This window comes from Streptosporangium sp. NPDC000509, from assembly GCF_042898365.1.
Classification (GTDB): domain Bacteria; phylum Actinomycetota; class Actinomycetes; order Streptosporangiales; family Streptosporangiaceae; genus Streptosporangium.
Genome location: NZ_JBIAYX010000004.1, coordinates 357,010 through 374,760, shown reverse-complemented (window position 1 = coordinate 374,760; position 17,751 = coordinate 357,010). Strand labels below are relative to the sequence as shown.

13 protein-coding genes are annotated in these 17,751 nt (G+C 69.4%); 2 read left to right on the top strand and 11 right to left on the bottom strand.

The annotated features are described in order from the left end of the window. Positions 1–19 precede the first annotated feature (19 nt). Positions 20–1,405, bottom strand: coding sequence for a glycoside hydrolase family 43 protein (locus ACFY3D_RS10360; RefSeq protein ID WP_389977365.1), 1,386 nt, complete (start codon positions 1,403–1,405; stop codon positions 20–22). Positions 1,406–1,642: 237 nt separating this feature from the next. Next, positions 1,643–3,049 carry an endo-1,4-beta-xylanase gene (locus ACFY3D_RS10355; RefSeq protein WP_389977362.1) on the bottom strand — a complete coding sequence of 469 codons (1,407 nt, stop codon included), beginning with the start codon at positions 3,047–3,049 and terminating at the stop codon, positions 1,643–1,645. Positions 3,050–4,594: 1,545 nt separating this feature from the next. Between ACFY3D_RS10355 and ACFY3D_RS10350 the strand changes: the two genes are divergently transcribed. Beyond that, entirely contained in the window at positions 4,595–6,601 is a 2,007-nt protein-coding gene (locus tag ACFY3D_RS10350) for a glycosyl hydrolase family 28-related protein (RefSeq protein WP_389977359.1), read from the top strand. Positions 6,602–6,811: 210 nt separating this feature from the next. On the opposite strand, the gene ACFY3D_RS10345 is transcribed toward ACFY3D_RS10350, so the two are convergent. The 3 genes from ACFY3D_RS10345 to fxlM all read right to left on the bottom strand — a co-directional run bounded on the left by ACFY3D_RS10345 (position 6,812) and on the right by fxlM (position 10,314). After that, the gene (locus tag ACFY3D_RS10345) at positions 6,812–7,570 is read right to left on the bottom strand and encodes an ABC transporter permease (protein WP_362900339.1); all 759 of its coding nucleotides are present in this window, start codon (positions 7,568–7,570) and stop codon (positions 6,812–6,814) included. A gap of 164 nt (positions 7,571–7,734) precedes the next feature. Further along, positions 7,735–8,727 carry an ATP-binding cassette domain-containing protein gene (locus ACFY3D_RS10340; protein WP_389977356.1) on the bottom strand — a complete coding sequence of 331 codons (993 nt, stop codon included), beginning with the start codon at positions 8,725–8,727 and terminating at the stop codon, positions 7,735–7,737. 414 nt (positions 8,728–9,141) lie between these two features. After that, positions 9,142–10,314 carry a methyltransferase, FxLD system gene (gene fxlM / locus ACFY3D_RS10335; protein ID WP_389977353.1) on the bottom strand — a complete coding sequence of 391 codons (1,173 nt, stop codon included), beginning with the start codon at positions 10,312–10,314 and terminating at the stop codon, positions 9,142–9,144. Positions 10,315–10,525: 211 nt separating this feature from the next. On the opposite strand from fxlM, the gene ACFY3D_RS10330 reads away from it, so the two are divergent. After that, positions 10,526–10,981 (top strand): hypothetical protein, encoded by a 456-nt coding sequence (locus ACFY3D_RS10330; protein WP_389977350.1) that lies wholly within the window; start codon positions 10,526–10,528, stop codon positions 10,979–10,981. 154 nt (positions 10,982–11,135) lie between these two features. On the opposite strand, the gene ACFY3D_RS10325 is transcribed toward ACFY3D_RS10330, so the two are convergent. From ACFY3D_RS10325 to ACFY3D_RS10300, 6 genes are all read right to left on the bottom strand, one after another. Continuing rightward, on the bottom strand, positions 11,136–11,582 hold the full coding sequence (locus ACFY3D_RS10325; RefSeq protein WP_389977347.1) for a VOC family protein: 447 nt from the start codon (positions 11,580–11,582) through the stop codon (positions 11,136–11,138). Beyond that, positions 11,573–12,565 (bottom strand): NAD-dependent epimerase/dehydratase family protein, encoded by a 993-nt coding sequence (locus ACFY3D_RS10320; RefSeq protein WP_389977344.1) that lies wholly within the window; start codon positions 12,563–12,565, stop codon positions 11,573–11,575. Before ACFY3D_RS10320 ends, ACFY3D_RS10325 begins: the two co-directional genes overlap by 10 nt. Positions 12,566–12,632: 67 nt before the next feature. Next, the gene (locus tag ACFY3D_RS10315; protein WP_389977341.1) at positions 12,633–14,882 is read right to left on the bottom strand and encodes a SulP family inorganic anion transporter; all 2,250 of its coding nucleotides are present in this window, start codon (positions 14,880–14,882) and stop codon (positions 12,633–12,635) included. 72 nt (positions 14,883–14,954) lie between these two features. Next, positions 14,955–16,568: a hypothetical protein gene (locus ACFY3D_RS10310; RefSeq protein ID WP_389977338.1), complete on the bottom strand. Its 1,614-nt coding sequence runs from the start codon at positions 16,566–16,568 to the stop codon at positions 14,955–14,957. 183 nt (positions 16,569–16,751) lie between these two features. After that, complete coding sequence (locus tag ACFY3D_RS10305) at positions 16,752–17,306, bottom strand: YbhB/YbcL family Raf kinase inhibitor-like protein (protein WP_389977336.1); 555 nt, start codon at positions 17,304–17,306, stop codon at positions 16,752–16,754. Between the two features lie 210 nt (positions 17,307–17,516). Beyond that, positions 17,517–17,750 carry a hypothetical protein gene (locus ACFY3D_RS10300; RefSeq protein ID WP_362900328.1) on the bottom strand — a complete coding sequence of 78 codons (234 nt, stop codon included), beginning with the start codon at positions 17,748–17,750 and terminating at the stop codon, positions 17,517–17,519. Position 17,751 lies beyond the last annotated feature (1 nt).

Sequence of the window (17,751 nt, the reverse complement as noted above, 5' to 3'; positions counted from 1 at the left end):
GTTAGCGTTAACATGGCGATCATGACGTCACCCTGAACGTGGCGTCCTGCCGGTCGGAGGCACTCGACGACGCGTTGATCGGGTCGATGCGCAGCAGGTTGTTCTGGTGCCGCAGGTGGTGGGTCGGGAAGTTGTACGACCGGAACGACGACCAGCTTCCGTCGGCGAGCCCGGCCACGCGGTAGAAGGTCGCGTCGGCACGGAAGATCGTGGAGTTGTCGTTCGGGTCCAGCCGCATCGCGTAGTTGTTGTGGCGCAGGAAACTGCCGGGCACGCTCACCGCCTCGAACGACACCCCGGCCGAGTCGGCCAGGCCCGGCACCATCCGCCACAGCTGCTCTCGATACGGGTCGAACGGGTAGGAGTCGATCCGCCCGATCCGGTTGGCGTGCCGCACGAAATAGTCGGGAAGGTTCGACGACTTCAGCCGCACCCAGTTCGGCAGGCCCCACCGGGAGACGAGGGCGTTGTACTCGGCGTCGGTGATCCCGGCGATCGAACCGTGCTTGGAGTTCAGCGGCGGGGTGTAGTCGCGCTGGTTCACCGCCGACCACGCGTTCGCGCCGATGTTCGACGACGACCACAGGTAGTAGTCGTTGTTGACCGGGCTGAAGGAGTCACCCCACAGGCGCCAGCCGCCCTCGTTGGTCTTCTGCAGCAACGGCGCCTCGATGGCGTTGCCGATGCGGATCCCGCTCGTGTAGGTCGTGAAGCTGTTGGGCTGGCCCGTGGAGGAGCGGGAGCCGTACAGGTTTCCGTCGTTGAGGTTCTTGTAGTAGAGGTACGTTGTGGAGCCGTCGACCACGATGTCGCCGTCCAGCACGTTGAAGCTGGGGCTGAAGAAGGTCTGCTGCGCGCTGACCGACTGGAAGTCGGCGGTGTAGTTGACCGCCAGGATGTCCCTGCCGCCGGTGTTGAACGAGTAGACGATGCCGTACTGCCCGCGAGAGTTGTCGCGGAAGACCGTCGGGGCCCAGGTGTGGCCGCCGGTGGTGTGCATCCGCAGGCGGCGGTAGCCGGTGAAGTCGGTGAGGTTGACCGAGTCCCAGACATGCAGGTACTGGCTGGGCGTACCGAAGTTGAGGCCCTTCAGGTCGGTGGCGACGACGACGAAGGTGCCGTCGAGCTTCCGGAAGATCTGCGGGTCGCGCAGACCCAGCTGGCCGGCCGTGGGGGTGACCACGGGGTTGTTCTGGTTGAGGGGGGTCCAGTTCAGGCCGTCCCGGCTGACCGCCAGGTGCAGGCCGTAGTCGGCGGCCTGCTGGCTCGGGGACTCGGTGAAGTAGCCGAAGACGTACGCGGCGTTCGCCGCGTACGCCGCTCGGGGGAAGCCGACCACGCCGGTGGTGGCGAGGGCGGCCGACGTCAGGGCGGCCTTGCCAAACTGCCTACGGCTTAGTGACACGGCGTTCCTTTCTGTGGCGTTGCAGGGGGGGTGCCCGGTCCCGTCGTCCGGTGGACGACGGGACCGGGGGCGCGGGGTGAGGTCAGGTCACACCGCAGGTCCGGCCGTTGGGGGGAGAACGAGGTGGAGCTGCCGGATTGCCGTTGTGATCGGGCTGGAGGCCGAGGCCGCCGGGTCGCCGGTGGTATGGCCGTCCGCCCGCCGATCCCGGGCGGACGGCCTCTCCCCACCGGGAGGTCAGGCTCGGGAGCAGGTGTTTCCGTTGAGGGTGAAGGAGGAGGGCGCGGAGGTGTTGCCGGTGTGGTTGGCCTGGAAGCCGATGTCGACCGAGCCGCCGGCGGGGATCGAGCCGTTGTAGCTCACGTTGCGCGCCGTCACCTGGCCGCTGGAGGGTGAGTAGGTGGCGTTCCAGCCCGAGGTGATGGTCTGGCCGGACGGCAGGCCGAAGACCAGCGACCAGCCGTTGATCGCGGAGGAGCCGGTGTTGGTGATGGTGATCGACGAGGTGAGTCCGCTGTTCCAGGCGTTGAGGGTGTAGGCCACCCGGCACGGCCCGCCCGGGCCCGGCGTGGGAGTGACCGTGGGGGTGGGGGTCGGGGTGGGCGTGGGGGACGGGTTGGGGGTGACCGAGTTGAGGGTGTTCAGGACGGAGGTGTAGGCGGCCTTCTTGTTGCCCGAGGCGTCGAAGAGGAGGGGGTTCTGGCCGGTGCGCCAGGAGTCGCTGTCGCGGATGCCCCAGACGGTGATGCCGGTGCAGCGGGCGACGTTCAGGCAGGCGCGGGTGACGGCGGCGTAGGCGTTGGCCTGGTTGGAGCCGGAGATGTCGAGTTCGGTGATCTGGACGTCGACGCCGAGGTCCGCGAAGCGCTGGAGGTTGGCCTGGTAGTCGCTGGGGGCGGAGTTGGTCAGGTGACTCTGGAAACCGACGCAGTCGATGGGCACGCCGCGTGCCTTGAAGTCGCGGACCATGTTGTAGATGCCGGTGCTCTTGGCGTTGATGCCGTCGGTGTTGTAGTCGTTGTAGCAGAGTTTGGCACCGGGGTCGGCGGCGCGGGCCGCGCGGAAGGCGGCTTCGATCCAGTCGTTGCCGGTTCGCTGGAGGCTGGAGTCACGGCGCCCGCCGCCTCCGCCGTCGGCGAAGGCCTCGTTGACGACGTCCCAGGAGTGGATCTTGCCGCGGAAGTAGGTGGCGACCTGGGTGACGTGGTTGATGGCGGCGCTGCGCAGGGTGGAGCCGGACAGGCTCTGGGCCCAGCCGGGCATCTGCTGGTGCCACAGCAGGGCGTGCCCGCGAATCGACTTGCCCTGGCCGATCGCGTGGTTCACGATGCGGTTGGCGTTGTTGTAGTTGAAGCTGCCGCGCTGGGGTTCGGTGGCGTCCCACTTCATCTCGTTCTCGGCGGTGACCGAGTTGAACTCCCGGTTCAGGATGTTCACGTAGGTGGAGTCACCGAGCCTGCCCGCCGCGATGGCCGCGCCGAAGTAACGGCCCGACTGGGCGGCGGCGGCCCCGAGCGTCGCCTCCGCGGCGGAGGCGGTCTGCTGGACGGTCACCACGACGCCGGCCCCGAGGGCGGCGGCGATCGCGATGGTGATGGTTCGTCGTGCTTTCGAGGCGATGTCTGGGATCGCGGTGAAGAGCATGCCGGTTCCTTGGGGGGGTGATGAGGCGTCAGCGGATGGAGTCGGTCCGGAGGAGCAGGCCGGGCTTCGAGAGCGGGTAAGAGCCGATCAGAGCCGTCGTCGCGAGGTGGGCGGGCCGCCGCCGACACACCGGGAGACGGGCCAAAGGTCCGTCCTGGGCTCGCGTTCGAGGTGAGACGGGCATCCAACGCTCCTTGGCCAGGTCGAGGGGGCAGTGGCCATCGAGATTTGTTATCGCTAACATCTGGGCTTCCAGATCTCCATGGCCTGCTCCTGTAAGTGCGTTGTCGGGGAGTACATCCGACGGTCCGATCCACCGTCAACGAGTCACAACCCTCGCTGACCTGGGCATTGCTAACGAAACGTTTCCCGGCCTGGGCATTCGTCCAGAGGGAGATCGCGTCGCGTTGCCTGCGAATGTGAAAGTTTCACAGAAGTTACCGGTTGGCAACCATGGAATTCTGACCGAATACAGCTGACTTCCTCAAGACCCCTGGTTGACAAGTTGGGGAGGAGGGGCCGATCGGTGAAAATCTTCTCGCCCACTCCCGGTGTCCGCCGGATCGACGGTCGTTCCACGTGTCCGGCGGGGGAGGGGGTGCCTCGGCGGAGACGAGAGGCGCGGGCGCCGAGCTCCCGGCTCATGAGGGCGTGCCCCTCTTTTGGGAGGACCGAAAACCCCGGTGCAGTCCGGGCAGGTTTCTGTGATGTGAACGATTGACGCGGCCGTAACGCGGGCCTTACATTGCTCGCAGCAATGTTAGCGCAAACACCCATATCGCACCGATCGGCCCTCGATGCCCGGCTCGCCGCCGCCCGAGCGGCTCTCCGGCCGTAGGTGATTTCGAGGACGGTCCGGGACGTTCGCCGACGCCGTCCCGGCGCCAAGATCCTCGGCCTGCCCTGACATGTGCGGGCCGGTTGTCGGCGGCAGGCCGGCGCTCCGGTCTTGAGGTCGCGGCTGAAGGCCCGCGGGCCCCTCCATGGCGCGAGCGCGCGTTGCCCCCTTTCCGCTTTCTCCGCCTGGCCCGCCGCGCACCGGAGACCGGGACGACGCGAGGCTCGCTCCGGCGTTTCGCCCTCGTGTTCGCCGGGGCGCCGGCCGTCTGGACGGTATCGCTCCGCACGCACATCACCCGCGGAGTCTTCGCGGGCGGAGCGAACCGTCTTCCCCTGATCTTTTCCTGCATCGTGACCGCGGTGCTGCCGGCGGTGACCGCGGGCGCCCGGACGCGTGCCCGCGCGGCCATGGATCCCAGTCGCTCACGTCGCATCGGAGTGGGCCGTGCGTTACGGAACATCGCAATGATCCATGACACGTATTGCAAGAATCTGTGAGGTGTCCGCAGGTATAGAGCAAGATTACGAAACTATTTCACAAGGCTCTTGTGGGGTGAGGCGCCGGAGTCCTACTGTCGCCTCACCCTCGTGGCGTTCGCTCCGCCCCGAGCGTTTTCAGGTGTTCCCCCGAGAGAAACGAGCATCCGAATGTCACGGAGCATCACGGAAGCCGCGGCGAGACGGACAGACAGGCCACCGCGAAGGGTGCCGGCGGCGGTCGCGGCGGTGATCGTGGCCTTCGCCGGCCTCGGCGTCGTGCCCGGTTCCCCCGCCCTCGCGGGCACGGGCGGTGCCCCGGCCCCCGTGGTGACGCGCGCCGCCCTCGACCCGTCACTCGTCGCGGGGCGGGGCGCCGATGTCGCCTTCACCGAGCAGGAGGCCGAGAACGCCACGACGAACGGCACGACCATCGGCCCGGACCGCGACGCGTACACGCTCGCGGGGGAGGCGTCGGGCCGCAGGGCGGTCAGGCTGACGCCGGGGCGGCACGTCGAGTTCACGCTGCCGAAGGCGGCGAACGCGATCACCGTGCGTTACAGCATTCCGGACGCCCCCAACGGCGGTGGTATCACCGCGCCGCTACATGTCACGGTGAACGGCGGCGGCAGGAAGGTGATGACCCTCACCTCGCAGTACTCGTGGCTGTACAACCAGTATCCGTTCACGAACGATCCGAACGCCGACCTGCTGCACCTCGACTGGTGGATCACCGAGTGCGCCTGCGTCCCCAGTGCCACGACGCCCACTCCGACGATCACGAAGCCGTTCCGGCCGACCCACTTCTACGACGAACAGCGTCTCCTGCTCGGCAGGACGTACCGCGCGGGTGACAGAGTGCGGCTCACGGTCCCGGCCGGGAGCAACGCGGCGTGGACGGTGATCGACCTGCTCGGCTCGGAGTTCGTCGGCGCGCCGCACGTCAGGCTCGTCGCGGCGAACGTGCTGGCGTTCGGCGCCGACCCGCTCGGCAGGCGCGACTCCGCCGACGCGATCGACAGGGCGATCGCCTTCGCCAAGCGCGGCCGCCTCAAGGTCTACATCCCACCGGGCGTCTACCAGGTGAACCGTCACATCGTCGTCGACGACGTGACGATCGAGGGCGCCGGCAACTGGTACACGATCATCAAGGGCAGCCAGGTCGCCCTTCCCTCCCCGGCCCCCGACGGCTCGGTGCACACCGGCGTCGGCTTCTACGGCAAGGACGTGTCAAAGGGCGGCAGCAGGAACGTGCACCTGTCCGGCTTCGCGATCGAGGGCGACGTCCGCGAGCGCATCGACACCGACCAGGTGAACGGCATCGGCGGGGCGCTGAGCGACTCGACCGTCGACGGCCTCTACATCCACCGCACCAAGGTGGGTATGTGGTTCGACGGGCCGATGAGGAACCTGAGGATCACGAACAACATCATCGTCGACCAGATCGCCGACGCCCTCAACTTCCACGGCGGCGTCACGGACTCGGTCGTGTCGAACAACTTCATCCGCAACACCGGCGACGACGGCCTCGCCCTGTGGTCCGAGAAGATCGCCAACGCCCGCAACACCTTCGACCGCAACACCGTGCAGACGCCGACCCTCGCGAACGGCATCGCCGTCTACGGCGGCACGGACAACACCGTCTCGGGCAACCTCGTCGCCGACCCGATCCGCGAGGGCAGCGGCATCCACGTCGGCTCCCGCTTCGGCGCCGAGGCGTTCGCGGGGAAACTGGCGATCAAGGACAACACCACGGTCAGGGCCGGTACGTACGAGCTGAACTGGAACATCGGGCTGGGAGCCATCTGGCTCTACGCGCTCGACAAGAACATCGAGGCGGACATCCGGGTGGTCGGCAACCACTTCCTCGACAACACCTACAACGCGATCATGCTGGTCAGCGAGTGGGGGGTGAAGGACCTGTACTCGATCACGAACGTCCACTTCAAGGACATCAGGGTCGACGGCACCGGCACCTCCGTGGTGAGCGCCCGGGTGAAGGGATCGGCCTCCTTCGAGAACGTGGACGCCCGCAACGTCGGCGCGGTCGGCGTCAACAACTGCGGTTCGTTCAACTTCCCGCCCACCGGCTCGGAGTTCTCCCTGACCGACCTCGGCGGCAACGACGGGGGTGGCGCCACCGGGGCCTGGCTCGCCCCGTGGATGCTGCCCAACACCATCACCTGCGACGACCGCCCGCCGGTGGTCGCGCCGCCGGCGCCCTCCCCGTGGTGATCGTCCGCAGAGGCATGTTCCCGGCGTCATCGGTCTGACCGGTCGGCCACCGGGGGGATCCCCCCTGTGGCCGACCGTTTCCGCGCCCGGTGCGACACGCGTCTCCACGAAGGGCGGCAGGGGCGCGCCGTCACCCACGAACGCGCCCGCGTGCGAACGGGCGTGACCTCACGCACGGACGCGGTCGCCCTGTCACTGGCGTACGAAGCGTCAAATGCCGCGGCGCATCGACCTGGTGCCCATCGCGAGGCCGACCGCGGCGACGGCGCAGGCCCAGAGCGTTCCGTACAGCACCGAGGCGTCCGCGAAACGGCCGGAGAACAGCGCCCGCTCCGCGTCGACGATGTGGGTGACCGGGTTCAGCGTGGCGGCGACCTGGAGCCACGCCGGGCCGAAGTCCATCGGCAGCAGCACGCCTGAGAGCAGAATCAGCGGAAACAACACCAGCTGGGTGACCCCGTAGAACAGGTTGCCGCTCGGAGCGGAGGCGACCGCGAGGGTGAAGGAGAGCGCGCCCAGGCCGATCCCGAACACGGTCAGTATCACCAGCCCGGTCAGCACACCCGGCAGGTGCGGGCGGAAGCCCAGCGGCACCGCGAGAACGATGATCAGCACGGCCTGGGCGAGGAGGATCACGAACTCCTTCATCGTCCGGCCGACGAGCATCGCCGTGCGGTTCAGCGGGGTGACCAGCATGCGCTCCATCGAGCCGCCGATCAGCTCCACCAGCAGCGAGTATCCGGCCATCATCGGCCCGGACAGGCACATCATGATCAGGATGCCGGGCACGAACCACTGCCACGGCGAGCCCTCGAAGCTCCGCGTTCCCCCGAGCAGCGGGCCGAACAGGAACAGGAAGAGCAGCGGCTGGCCCATGGTGAACAGGAGGCCGAGGGGTTCGCGCGGCACGGGGGCGAACTCGCGGGAGAACACGGTCACGGTGTCGCGGAGGAAGGATCGTACGCGCACGGGGCGGCCTTTCTTGCCGGCGGGGAGAGGGCTGTGGGGGTGAGGGCCGCGTGGGTCGTGGTCGTCGGGCGCGGCCGGTCGGTGTGAGGGGTTGTGCGGGCAGGGATGTGCGGGTCACGGTCATTGGGCGTGGCCGGTCGGTGTGAGGGGCGCGGTGCCACGGGTCAGGCGTCGTGCGGGCCGGCCGAGTCCGAGCGAGGGCTCTCGTCGCTCTCGCGCAGGCTGCGGCCGGTCAGCGCGAGGAACACGTCGTCCAGGGTGGGCCGGGCGGTCTCGGCGGTGGCGACCTTCACCCCCGATGCCTCCAGGTGGCGCAGATACTCCGGCAGCGCCGCGCCCGCGTGGGGGACCCGCAGCCGCACCGTCCTGCCTGCGACGGTGACCGCGTCCGATCCCGCGATCCGCGCGGCGACCTCGGCGGCCCTCGCCGCCTGTGGCTCGTCGTGGACGGTGACCGTGACGCGGTCACCGGCCAGATCGCCCTTCAGCCGATCGGCGGTTCCGTCGGCGATGATCCGGCCGTGGTCGATGATCACCACCCGTTCGGCCATGGTGTCGGCCTCCTCCAGGTAGTGGGTGGTGAGGAAGAGGGTCGTGCCGTGCAGCTCACGCAGCCGCAGGATGTGCTCCCAGATGTGGGCGCGGCTCTGCGGGTCGAGGCCGGTCGAGGGCTCGTCCAGGAAGAGCAGGCCGGGCCGGTGGATGAGCCCCAGGGCGATGTCGAGGCGGCGGCGCTGGCCGCCCGAGAGGGTGCCGGGTTTGCGGGTGGCCAGGGACTCCAGGTTCAGCAGGCCGAGGACCTCGTCGGCCCGCCGATGCGCCTCGGACCGGCGAAGGCCGTAGCAGCGCGCCTGGGTCACCAGCTCGTCGCGGACCCGGAAGTTCTCCCCCGAGCCGTTCTTCTGGCCGACGTACCCGATGCGGGCGCGGACCCCCGCCGGATCCGACACGACGTCGCGGCCCGCGACGATCGCGGTTCCCGACGTCGGCGGGAGCAGGGAGGTCAGCATGCGCAGGCTGGTGGACTTGCCCGCGCCGTTCGGACCGAGGAAGGCCACCAACTGGCCCTCCTCCACATCGATGTCGAGGCCGCGTACGGCGTCGACGACTCCTTTCCCGACCTTGAATCGCCGGGTCAGCCCTCGGGCATGGATCATCGTCCCCTCCTCGGGGTGGGCGGTCGGTGGCATGCCGAAGAAACCCCTGGTCGGGGGCCCGGCTGGAAGATGACTCATCCTTACCCATGCGATCGGGGCGAGGCAAACGTGAAAGGTGCATTCACATTTGCTCTGACCTGCGGAAACGCGGGCTCACTCGACCGGTGGGAATCTTCTCTCCGAAACTCCTCGGAATATGGACCCATGGGCTGGCCTGGGCTTTTTCCCCATCGGGCCGGGGCGATGGGAAACGGTGTGATTTTTTTCTTTCCGCCGGAGAATCCGGGACCCGGTGCCGCCCTCCGGGCCGCTTGAACGCGAGAGAGCCCTGGGCGCCGGATCGGCGCCCAGGGCTCGGTGGTCAGGTCTCCGCGCGGTCGCGGGCCGTCGGCCGGGGTCCGCGGGAGGCGAAGGTCAGGAGTCCTGCCACGACAGGGCGAGGGTGGTGTGGCGCTTGCGCAGAACCAGTACGCCGGGCGGAGGGGCGCCCCGGTAGGCGTCGATGTGGAGCCCTGTCGTCATGGGCCGGTCCGCCATGTCCCACGCCTGGATGTGGGCGACCATCTCACGCGCCAGCCGCACCCTGTCGGGCCCGTGACCGCGCGCGATCAGGGTTCCGTCCGGTGACGGCTCCAGCAGACAGAGATTGTCGCCCTCGACGATGCCGACGGCCATCCTGAACCCCGTCGTGTCGAGCGGGGGCGAGGCCAGCCACCCGGGCCGAGCCTCCGAGATCGTGCACCAGCGGGGCTCGTGCACCGCGAGCCACAGGCTCAACCCGTCGAGGAGCTGGGGGAGGCTGACGCTGATCTCGGTGGACAGCTCGACCACCGGCCCGTCGAGCGCCCCCAGCACGTCACCGATCTCGCCCGCCTCGGGCAGTGAGATCATCAGGTCGGACTCCCGGTCCAATACCAGGGTCGTCTCGGGGCCCGCGAAGGGGCCGCGCATCCGCATGAACCCGCAGGGCAGCACCGAGCGGCTCGTCCAGTGTCCGTTGTCTCGTTCCATCGCCACCGAGCGTTGCACCCCGCGCAGGTCCAGCGGAACGACGAGGCGTCCGCCGGGCGCGAGCTGCTCCAGCCAGGCCGGGGCGAGGTCCCACACGCCCACGGTGGCGATCACCCGGTCGTAGGGCGCCCCCGGTGCGAACCCCTCGGATCCGTCGCCGCACACGAGTCTCACCTCGGGGTGTCCCGCGGCCGACAGGTGCTCCCCGGCGAGCGTCACCAGGTCGGGGTCGATGTCGACGCTCACCACCTCTCCCTCGGGCCCCACCAGGTGGGCGAGCAGGGCGGCGTTGTATCCCGTCCCGGTCCCGATCTCCAGCACCCGCTGTCCCGGCTCCACCCCGAGTTGGTCCAGCATCAGAGCCATGATCGCCGGCTGGGAGGAGGAGCTGATCGGAAGGCCGTCCGCGTCGCGCTTGGTCACGATCGCGTCGTCCTGGTAGACGGCCTGAGCGGGAAGCTCGGGCAGGAAAACGTGTCGTGGCACCGCCAGAAACGCGTCGGCCACGGCCTGGCTGATCCCGCGGGCGCGTACTCGCGAGACCATTTCCTCCCGTAACGCGTGCCACCCAGTCATCGTTGACCTCCGTGCCGTATGCGTATGTGGCGGCCTGAGCCGTATGCTCCGTCAGGCAAAAAACGTCCGTATTTTAGGTGTCGTATGAGAAAACGAAGCCTGAGGGCCGTGACGGTACCTCGCACAGGGGAGCCACGCAACGTCCACGCGGGCGGGAAATTCTGTTGCCCGACCGGCTGGGAATGTCGTGAAACGGCTTTAACATCTCAGCATGAACAGTGATTTCGACTTCCTGCACGGCACCTGGGACATAGACAACCGCAGGCTCCTCAAGCCGCTGAGCGGGGACGACGAGTGGGAGGAGTTCCCCAGCGTCGCCGTCTGCCACGGCTTTTTCGACGGCGCGGGCGTTTTCGACGAGATCACCTTCCCCACGAAGGGATTCAAAGGGGCGTCGATACGAACCTTTGACGTCGAACGCGAACTTTGGGCGATTTACTGGGTCAACAGCGAGACCGGCGTCCTCCACAATCCCGTCTTCGGCCGGTTCACCGACGGGAAGGGCGTGTTCTGCGGCGACGAAACCTACGAGGGCACACCCGTCCGGATGCGATACACCTGGTCGGAGATCACGCCGACCTCGGCCCTGTGGGAGCAGGCGTTCTCCGCGGACGGAGAGAAGACCTGGGAGACCAACTGGACGATGAGGCACACCCGCCGCGCATGACACGGCACGGGTGAAGGGGTGGTGGAGGGCGGAATCGGCCGCCCTCCACCTGTGGCCCTGGAAACGTGGACCGCCGTCCGGCATTCGGGGGACGGAGCCGGACAGCCATGAATCTATGCGTCCACCAGCATGATGTATGCGTAGAAATGCACGCTTATTGCAGGCAGAACTCGTTGCCCTCCGGATCGGTCATGACGCTCCAGTATTCGCCGTTCTCCTCCGCCGTGCGGACCTCGACGGCGCCCAGAGCGACGAGCCGTCCCGCCTCCGTCTTCACGCGCTCGCGGCGCTCCTCCAGCGACGTGCCGGGTGAGCCCCCCACGTTGACGTCCAGATGGACGCGGTTCTTGGCGGTCTTCCCCTCGGGCACGCGCTGGAAGTAGAAGCGAGGCCGTCCCTCGGCCGGGTCCACGATGGCCGACCAGTCGGAGCGCCGCTCCTCGGGGATGCCCTCGGCCTCCTCCCAGGCCTCCCAGCTGCCGAACCCCTCGGGGGGCGGCTGAAGACGGTAACCGAGGGCCTCGGCCCAGAAGGCGGCGAGCGACGGCGGGTCGTTGGCGTCGAAAGTGATCTGGATCTCCATGGGGATCCCTATGCCCATTCGGCGAGAATCCTGGCCTCCTTCTCGGGATCGATGCCGTGGTTGCGGAACGAGCGCTCCGCGGGAGGGACGTCGCGGAGCCACGCCCAGGTGTCGCGGACGGTCTCGGCGACGGGGCGGCAGGTCAACCCGGCCGCGATGGCCTTCGCCGACGACGGCAGCCAGACCGCGGCGAAGTCGACCCCGGCCGGCACCCAAACCGGGAACTCGCTCCACGGCGCCACCTCGCGGTCGAGCAGGAACCGGTCGTCGACCCAGACGAACTCGGCGTCCGAGCCGGTCGCCGCCCGGCACTCGGCCAGCCAGCCGCCGTAGGTGATGTTGCCCCGCACCCCGGAGGCGAGGAAGCGGTCGGCCTTGCCGGCCTCGGTGCGGTCGAGGACGAACGCGGCGAGGTCGCGGACGTCGATGAGCTGCATCGCGCGGTCCGGGTCGCCGGGCGCGAGCACCCGCCCGCCCCGGGAGATCCGGTCCAGCCACCAGGGCAGGCGGCCCACGTCCTCGTACGGGCCGACGATGAGACCCGGCTGGACGATGAGCGCCTCGCCCTCGAAACCCTCCTCCACGGCCCGCTCGCACCCCGCCTTGAGCGTGCCGTAGTCGCCGTCCTGCGGGCCGGCGTCCGGGGCGCACTCGTATCGGGGCGAGCTCTCGTCGCACTCCCGCACCGGGAAGTCGGCGATCGCCGAGATGCTGGAGATGAACGTGTAGACGCCCGCCCGGCCGTTGAGCCTGCGCACCGACTCACCGACCACCCTCGGGACCCTGCCCATGACGTCGACGACGGCGTCCCACACCCGGCCCTCCACCAGGCGGTCCAGGTCTTCCGGCACCTCGCGGTCGCCCCTCACCGCCTCCACGCCCGGCAGGTCCACCCCGCTGCGCCCCCGGTTGAACGTCGTGACCTCGTGCCCGCGCCGCAGCGCCTCTTGAGTGATGGCCCGGCCGAGGAAGACCGAGCCACCGATGATCAGGATTCTCATGCGCCCCATCCTGGGCGCCCGGCAGGTGCGCGGCTACCGGCGTTCACCCCTGGCGCAAGCCGTCCGCTCAGAGCAGACGGCTCGCGATCGGGGGGTGCTCCAGCAGGTGCACCCGGGCGGTGCCGATGTCGAAGTACAGGCCGACCAGTTCCAGGTGCCCGGCGCGGAACAGCCGGTCCACCTGCGGGTAGGTCCGCAGGTTCTCCAACTGCTGGATCACGTTGACCCGGCAGAGACGGTCCAGCGGTCCGTCGTCCTCACCGGCGCTCTCACCCGCGATGAACCGCGCCAGCGTGTGGTTGCCGTGGCGCAGCCAGCGGCCGAGCGCGGGCAGATCCGCCGCCTTCTCGCCGCCGCTGAGCAGCGTGGCCATCGCCCCGCAGCCCGAGTGCCCGCAGACCGTGATGGTGCGGACATTGAGCGCGTTCGTCGCGTACTCGATCGTCGCCGCCACCGAGTCGTCCGCCGGTACCGACCCCAGCCGGGGCACCAGATTGCCGATGTTGCGGACGGTGAACAGGTCGCCGGGGCCGCTGGCGGTGATCAGGTTCGGCACGATGCGGGAGTCGGCGCAGGTGATGAAGAGATGCGAGGGCTCCTGCCCGCGGGCCATGTCGTGCAGAAGGGGGCGGACCAGCGGTGCCGTACGCCGGTGGAACTCCCGCGCCCCGGCGAGCAGATTGGGCACGGCGGGACTGTCGCCGCGGGGCGCCTGCCGGGCGGCGGCCCGCGGCCCGCGGCCCGTCCCCTGCCCGTTACGCCGGTGCGACCAGGGCAACCACCACCGGTCGGGGGCGCGAGGCGGGGTCTTGGCCGGGAACACCCTGGCCCCGCTGGCCGCCATGGCGTACCACTCGTCATGGATCTCGTCGATGTCCACGGTCCCGCCGCCGCGCTCGTGCTCGTTCCGCCAGTTGTGAATGGCCTCGAAGGCCGCGTTGTCCATGAAGTCGATGTTCAGATCGAGGTCGACCGCGGTCCCCGCGGGGATGGCACGCAACTCCGAGGTGAGCGTGGGCACCCCCAGGAAGGTGAGGGAGCCGCCGATCACCACGTGCCAGCGGCCGTCCGGCTCGGCCGTCGCCCGCACGGTCACCCGGGTGAGGCGGCGCAACGCGAACAGCGCGGCGAGGCCGAAACCGACCAGCACGCCCTCGGCGAGGCCGAGCAACACCACCCCGGCCATCGTGACGACGTACACCGGAACCTCGCTGTGGCCGCGCAGGTTGCGCAGATGCCCCATGTTGACCATCTGCACACCGATGAAGACCAGCAGCGCGGCCAGCGCCTCCATCGGGATCAGCGCGATCATCCATCCCAGCCCGACCGCGAACAACAGGATCCAGAACCCGTGCATGATCGTGGACCAGCGGCTTCGGGCACCGGCACGGACGTTGGTGGTGCTGCGGACGATGACCCCGGCCACGGGCAGTCCGCCCAGCGCGCCGGTCACCATGTTGGCCACGCCCTGGCCGGTGAGCTCCCTGTCGAGGTCGGAGCGCCTGCCGTCGTGCAGTTTGTCGACCGCCACCGAGCAGAGCAGCGACTCCACCCCGGCCAGCAGGGCCACGAGCAGCACCGCCCCGATGATCCCGTGCCAGTCGCCCTTGGGCCAGACGGGTCCGGCCCAGGCGTCCAGGCCGGCCGACAGGTCGATCCTGGTGACCTCCCAGCCGAGCGCCCAGGCGGTCACCGAGGAGGCGAGCAGGGCCGCCAGCGGCGCGGGGATGGTCCGCAACTGCTGCGGCAGGCGCGTCCAGGCGATCAGGACCGCGATGGTGAGCAGGCCGACGAAGACGGCGTGCGTGTGGTTGTGGATGATCTGCTGGGGCAGCTCGATCAGGTTCTCGATCGCGGAGCGCTGCGGGCTCCCGCCGAGCACCACGTGCAGCTGGGCGAGGGCGATCACCACCCCCACCCCCGCCAGCATGCCGTGGACCACGGCGGGGGAGACCGCGAGCGCGGAACGGGCGACCCGGCAGAGACCCAGCAGTAGTTGCAGAACGCCCGCGAGTAAAGTGATCATGCAGGTGGCCCGCCAGCCGTACGTCACCACAAGATCGGCGACCACCAGGGAGAGCCCTGCCGCGGGCCCGCTCACCTGCACGACGGAACCGCCCAGGAAACCCGCCACCACGCCGCCCACCACGCCGGCGACGAGGCCCGCCGCCAGTGGCGCTCCCGAGGCGACCGCGATGCCCAGTGAGAGGGGCAGGGCCACCAGGAAGACCACCAGGGAGGCGGGCAGATCATGCCTCAGTACGGCGCCGAGGCCACTCTTTGTCAGAACACCGTCGCTCTTCGTGTCCGTCTCCATGGGGCAGACCTTACGGTGCTGCCCCGCGACACCTGGGCGTTTACCCGAGGCCTTTACGGAGGACGGAAAGAATCAGCGGTAATAGTCGGGGAAGTCGGGCTCCTGGACCCGGTGGTGGTTGCCGCGCGAGTTCGCCCGGCCTCGTGCGTCGGTGCCGGTGGCCGCGGCCTCGGGGGCCGGTGCCGTGCCGTAGAGCTCGCCGTAGCTCGGCCAGCTCGTCGCGTCGCTCCCGTTGGGGGTGCCGGGCTCGGGCCACGCGGCCGGGCGGGCCGGGGTGGCGGGCCGGGGCTCGTAGCCGTATCCGCCCGCCGCCCCGCCCCGCGCGTCGGCCGGACGCTCGGGGGTGGGGGAGAAGGTCTTGGAAGGACCGGTGGAGGTGGAGACCGCCGGGCTCGGACCGGTGACCGCGTCGTCCTCGAAGGTGGCCCAGCCCGAGCTGACCTCGTACGAGCCCGCGGGCGGAGCGCCGTACACCGGTGTCTGGTACGAGGAGTAGGACGGGGCGGGGTCGTCGAGGATGTCGGCGGTGTTGGCCGCCGGCCAGCCCCCCGACGAGGGGTTGGTGGCCTGCGCCCACGCGTTGTCCGTCACGTTGTCGGCGGGCTTGGGCGGCTGCGGCGGGTTGCGGTAGGAGACGGCGAGCGGGTCGGTCGCGGCGGGGAAGCCGCCGCTGGTCGTGGGGCCCATCGGGGGCATCGGGGGAGGCGTCGGGACGCCGCCACCGGCTGGACGGCCACCGGCGGGACCGGAGCGGGCGCCGGGGGTGCCGGTGCCGTTCGCCGGGGAAGCCGGGGAACCGGCGCCGCCGGGCCGGGAGGCCGCGTTCGCCGTGGAACCCGCGCCACGGCGGGAGTAGGGGCCGCCGAGAGGATCGTTCAGCGGGTCGGGCCGGGACGGGCCACCGGCCGGGGTGGACCGGGATGTGCCGCCGCCCGGGGTGGGCCGGGGCGAGCCGCCGCTCGGGGTCGGCTGGGAGGCCGCCCTGCTGCCGCCGCGACGGGAACCGGACCGGGAGGAGCGGGACTCGCCGGAGGCGCCGGGGGTGGGAGCCGCGAAGGTCACGGTCTTCTGCTCGGCGAGCGAGGCGGCCGTCGGAGCCGGGTTCGGCTGGACCGGGGCGACCAGGTCGGAGAGACCGGAGGGCAGGGAGGAGGAGGCGATGGCCGGCTCGGGGGTGGGCCTGGCCGGTGCGGCCGGGGGCCGCTGCGGGGTGTTGCGGGACGGCTGGGGCCTGGTCGGCAGCGGAGCCTGCACGGTCACCGCGTCGGCATCGACCTTCTGGTCTTCCTGCTCGACGGGACGGCTCGCGCCCATCCGGGCCGCCAGGGATCCTCCGAAACCACCCTCGTCGGCCTGGAGCCGCGTCCAGTAGTCGTCGTCATAGTCGTCCACCTGGCCGAACTCGTTCATCCCTCGCTTGCCCCGAGAGCTCGGCGGCCGCGGCTGGCGCGGTGGCTTCGGCTCGTCGAACGGGGTCAGATCGGGGGTGAAGTGGTTCATCTTCGGTTCTCTGGTGGCGAAGTCGTCGCTGGACATGGTCTGGGTCAGCGCCTCCTTCTCCGCCATCTCCCGCAGACGCTCCGGGGGAAGGGCGCTCTCTCTGCGGTTCATCGACCGCATTCCCAGTGCCACGACGACGAGCACGAGGAGCACGACGGCGACCAGGCTTACTACGACCGCGATCATTGCACCACCCTCAAGGCCATGGCCTTACAGCGGCGCCGGTGAGGTCGCGCGGCCATCGACGCGACCTTCCCCCATGCATCACCTGCGCTTGGACATTGGATCTGATTGTGTCGGACCACTATGAGCGTTGTCACACCCTAAGTGAAGAATTGGTAACCATTACTACCTCCGGTGTTTGGCCGGTCACTCGATGTGCGCCGCGGTGAGCCGTCCCCAGGCGATCGTCTTGTCCGCGATGCTCTTCAAGGTCTCCTCGAGGAGGGCTCCCTTACGAAGCTCGACCTTGCCGGTGAGCGCGTAGACAGTGAAACGATAGTTCTCCTGGGCGTCGCACGGAGGGCTATAGCCCACCTTGCCGTTCGTCGTGCTCCCTTCGACGGCGCCCACCGGAACGCTACCCTCTGGTAACTCGTTGGTGCGCGGATCGATGTCGAAAACGACCCAGTTCACCTCGCCACCCGTCCGGGAGTTGCTGTCCACCACGATCGCGACGGACTTCGTGCCCTCCGGCACACGCGACCAGCGCAGTGGCGGGTTGCCGACCGAACCCTTGCACGAGTAGTCGGACGGCAGGGGGCCACCGTCTCTGACCTGAGGACTGGAGACGCTGATCGGCTCCAGTTGCAACCGTTCGGCGGAGGCCATGCCGCAGCCCGAGGACATGACGACGAGCGCCGTGGCCACCGCCACTCTCGGGGTGTGCCACGGGCGGCGCGTAGACGTTTTCGGCTGCCCCATGCCCGATGATGCTACGCGTGTCTGGAAGATGCGCAGACCGGATCGCGAGGTTCGGCGGCGGGAAAAAAGCCGGAAATCAGGGTAAATCGAGGGATGGAAGGGGTTGGAGTGACTTCCAAAACGAGTTTCATCGGACCGCTCGAGGGCCACGGTGACTCGTCGGTGTCCCACCGGTGGCCCATCGCTGATCCGAGGTGAGCCCTGAGGGCCTCAGTCGCCGCCCAGCTCTCGGTAGGGCTTCCTGAGCAGGTCGACCAACGGGATGTGCCGCACCTTGACCGCGGGTGGTTCAAGGGCCCGCAGCAGCAGGTCGGCGGGGGCTCCGGTGCTGTCGGGCCGGGGGCGCAGGCGGTGCAGGGAGACGGCGGGGGAGTAGAAGTCCCCGATCCGCTCCTCGAAGGTCCGCTCGCCGAACGGCCTGTCGCCGGATCCGGAGTCGTTCACG

Coding starts and splice junctions, on each gene's coding strand:
- ACFY3D_RS10310 (WP_389977338.1), bottom strand. CDS start 16,568: ATGATCGCGGTCGTAGTAAGCCTGGTCGCCGTCGTGCTCCTCGTGCTC.
- ACFY3D_RS10355 (WP_389977362.1), bottom strand. CDS start 3,049: ATGCTCTTCACCGCGATCCCAGACATCGCCTCGAAAGCACGACGAACC.
- ACFY3D_RS10340 (WP_389977356.1), bottom strand. CDS start 8,727: ATGATCCATGCCCGAGGGCTGACCCGGCGATTCAAGGTCGGGAAAGGA.
- ACFY3D_RS10305 (WP_389977336.1), bottom strand. CDS start 17,306: ATGGGGCAGCCGAAAACGTCTACGCGCCGCCCGTGGCACACCCCGAGA.
- ACFY3D_RS10320 (WP_389977344.1), bottom strand. CDS start 12,565: ATGAGAATCCTGATCATCGGTGGCTCGGTCTTCCTCGGCCGGGCCATC.
- ACFY3D_RS10315 (WP_389977341.1), bottom strand. CDS start 14,882: ATGGAGACGGACACGAAGAGCGACGGTGTTCTGACAAAGAGTGGCCTC.
- fxlM (WP_389977353.1), bottom strand. CDS start 10,314: ATGACTGGGTGGCACGCGTTACGGGAGGAAATGGTCTCGCGAGTACGC.
- ACFY3D_RS10325 (WP_389977347.1), bottom strand. CDS start 11,582: ATGGGCATAGGGATCCCCATGGAGATCCAGATCACTTTCGACGCCAAC.
- ACFY3D_RS10330 (WP_389977350.1), top strand. CDS start 10,526: ATGAACAGTGATTTCGACTTCCTGCACGGCACCTGGGACATAGACAAC.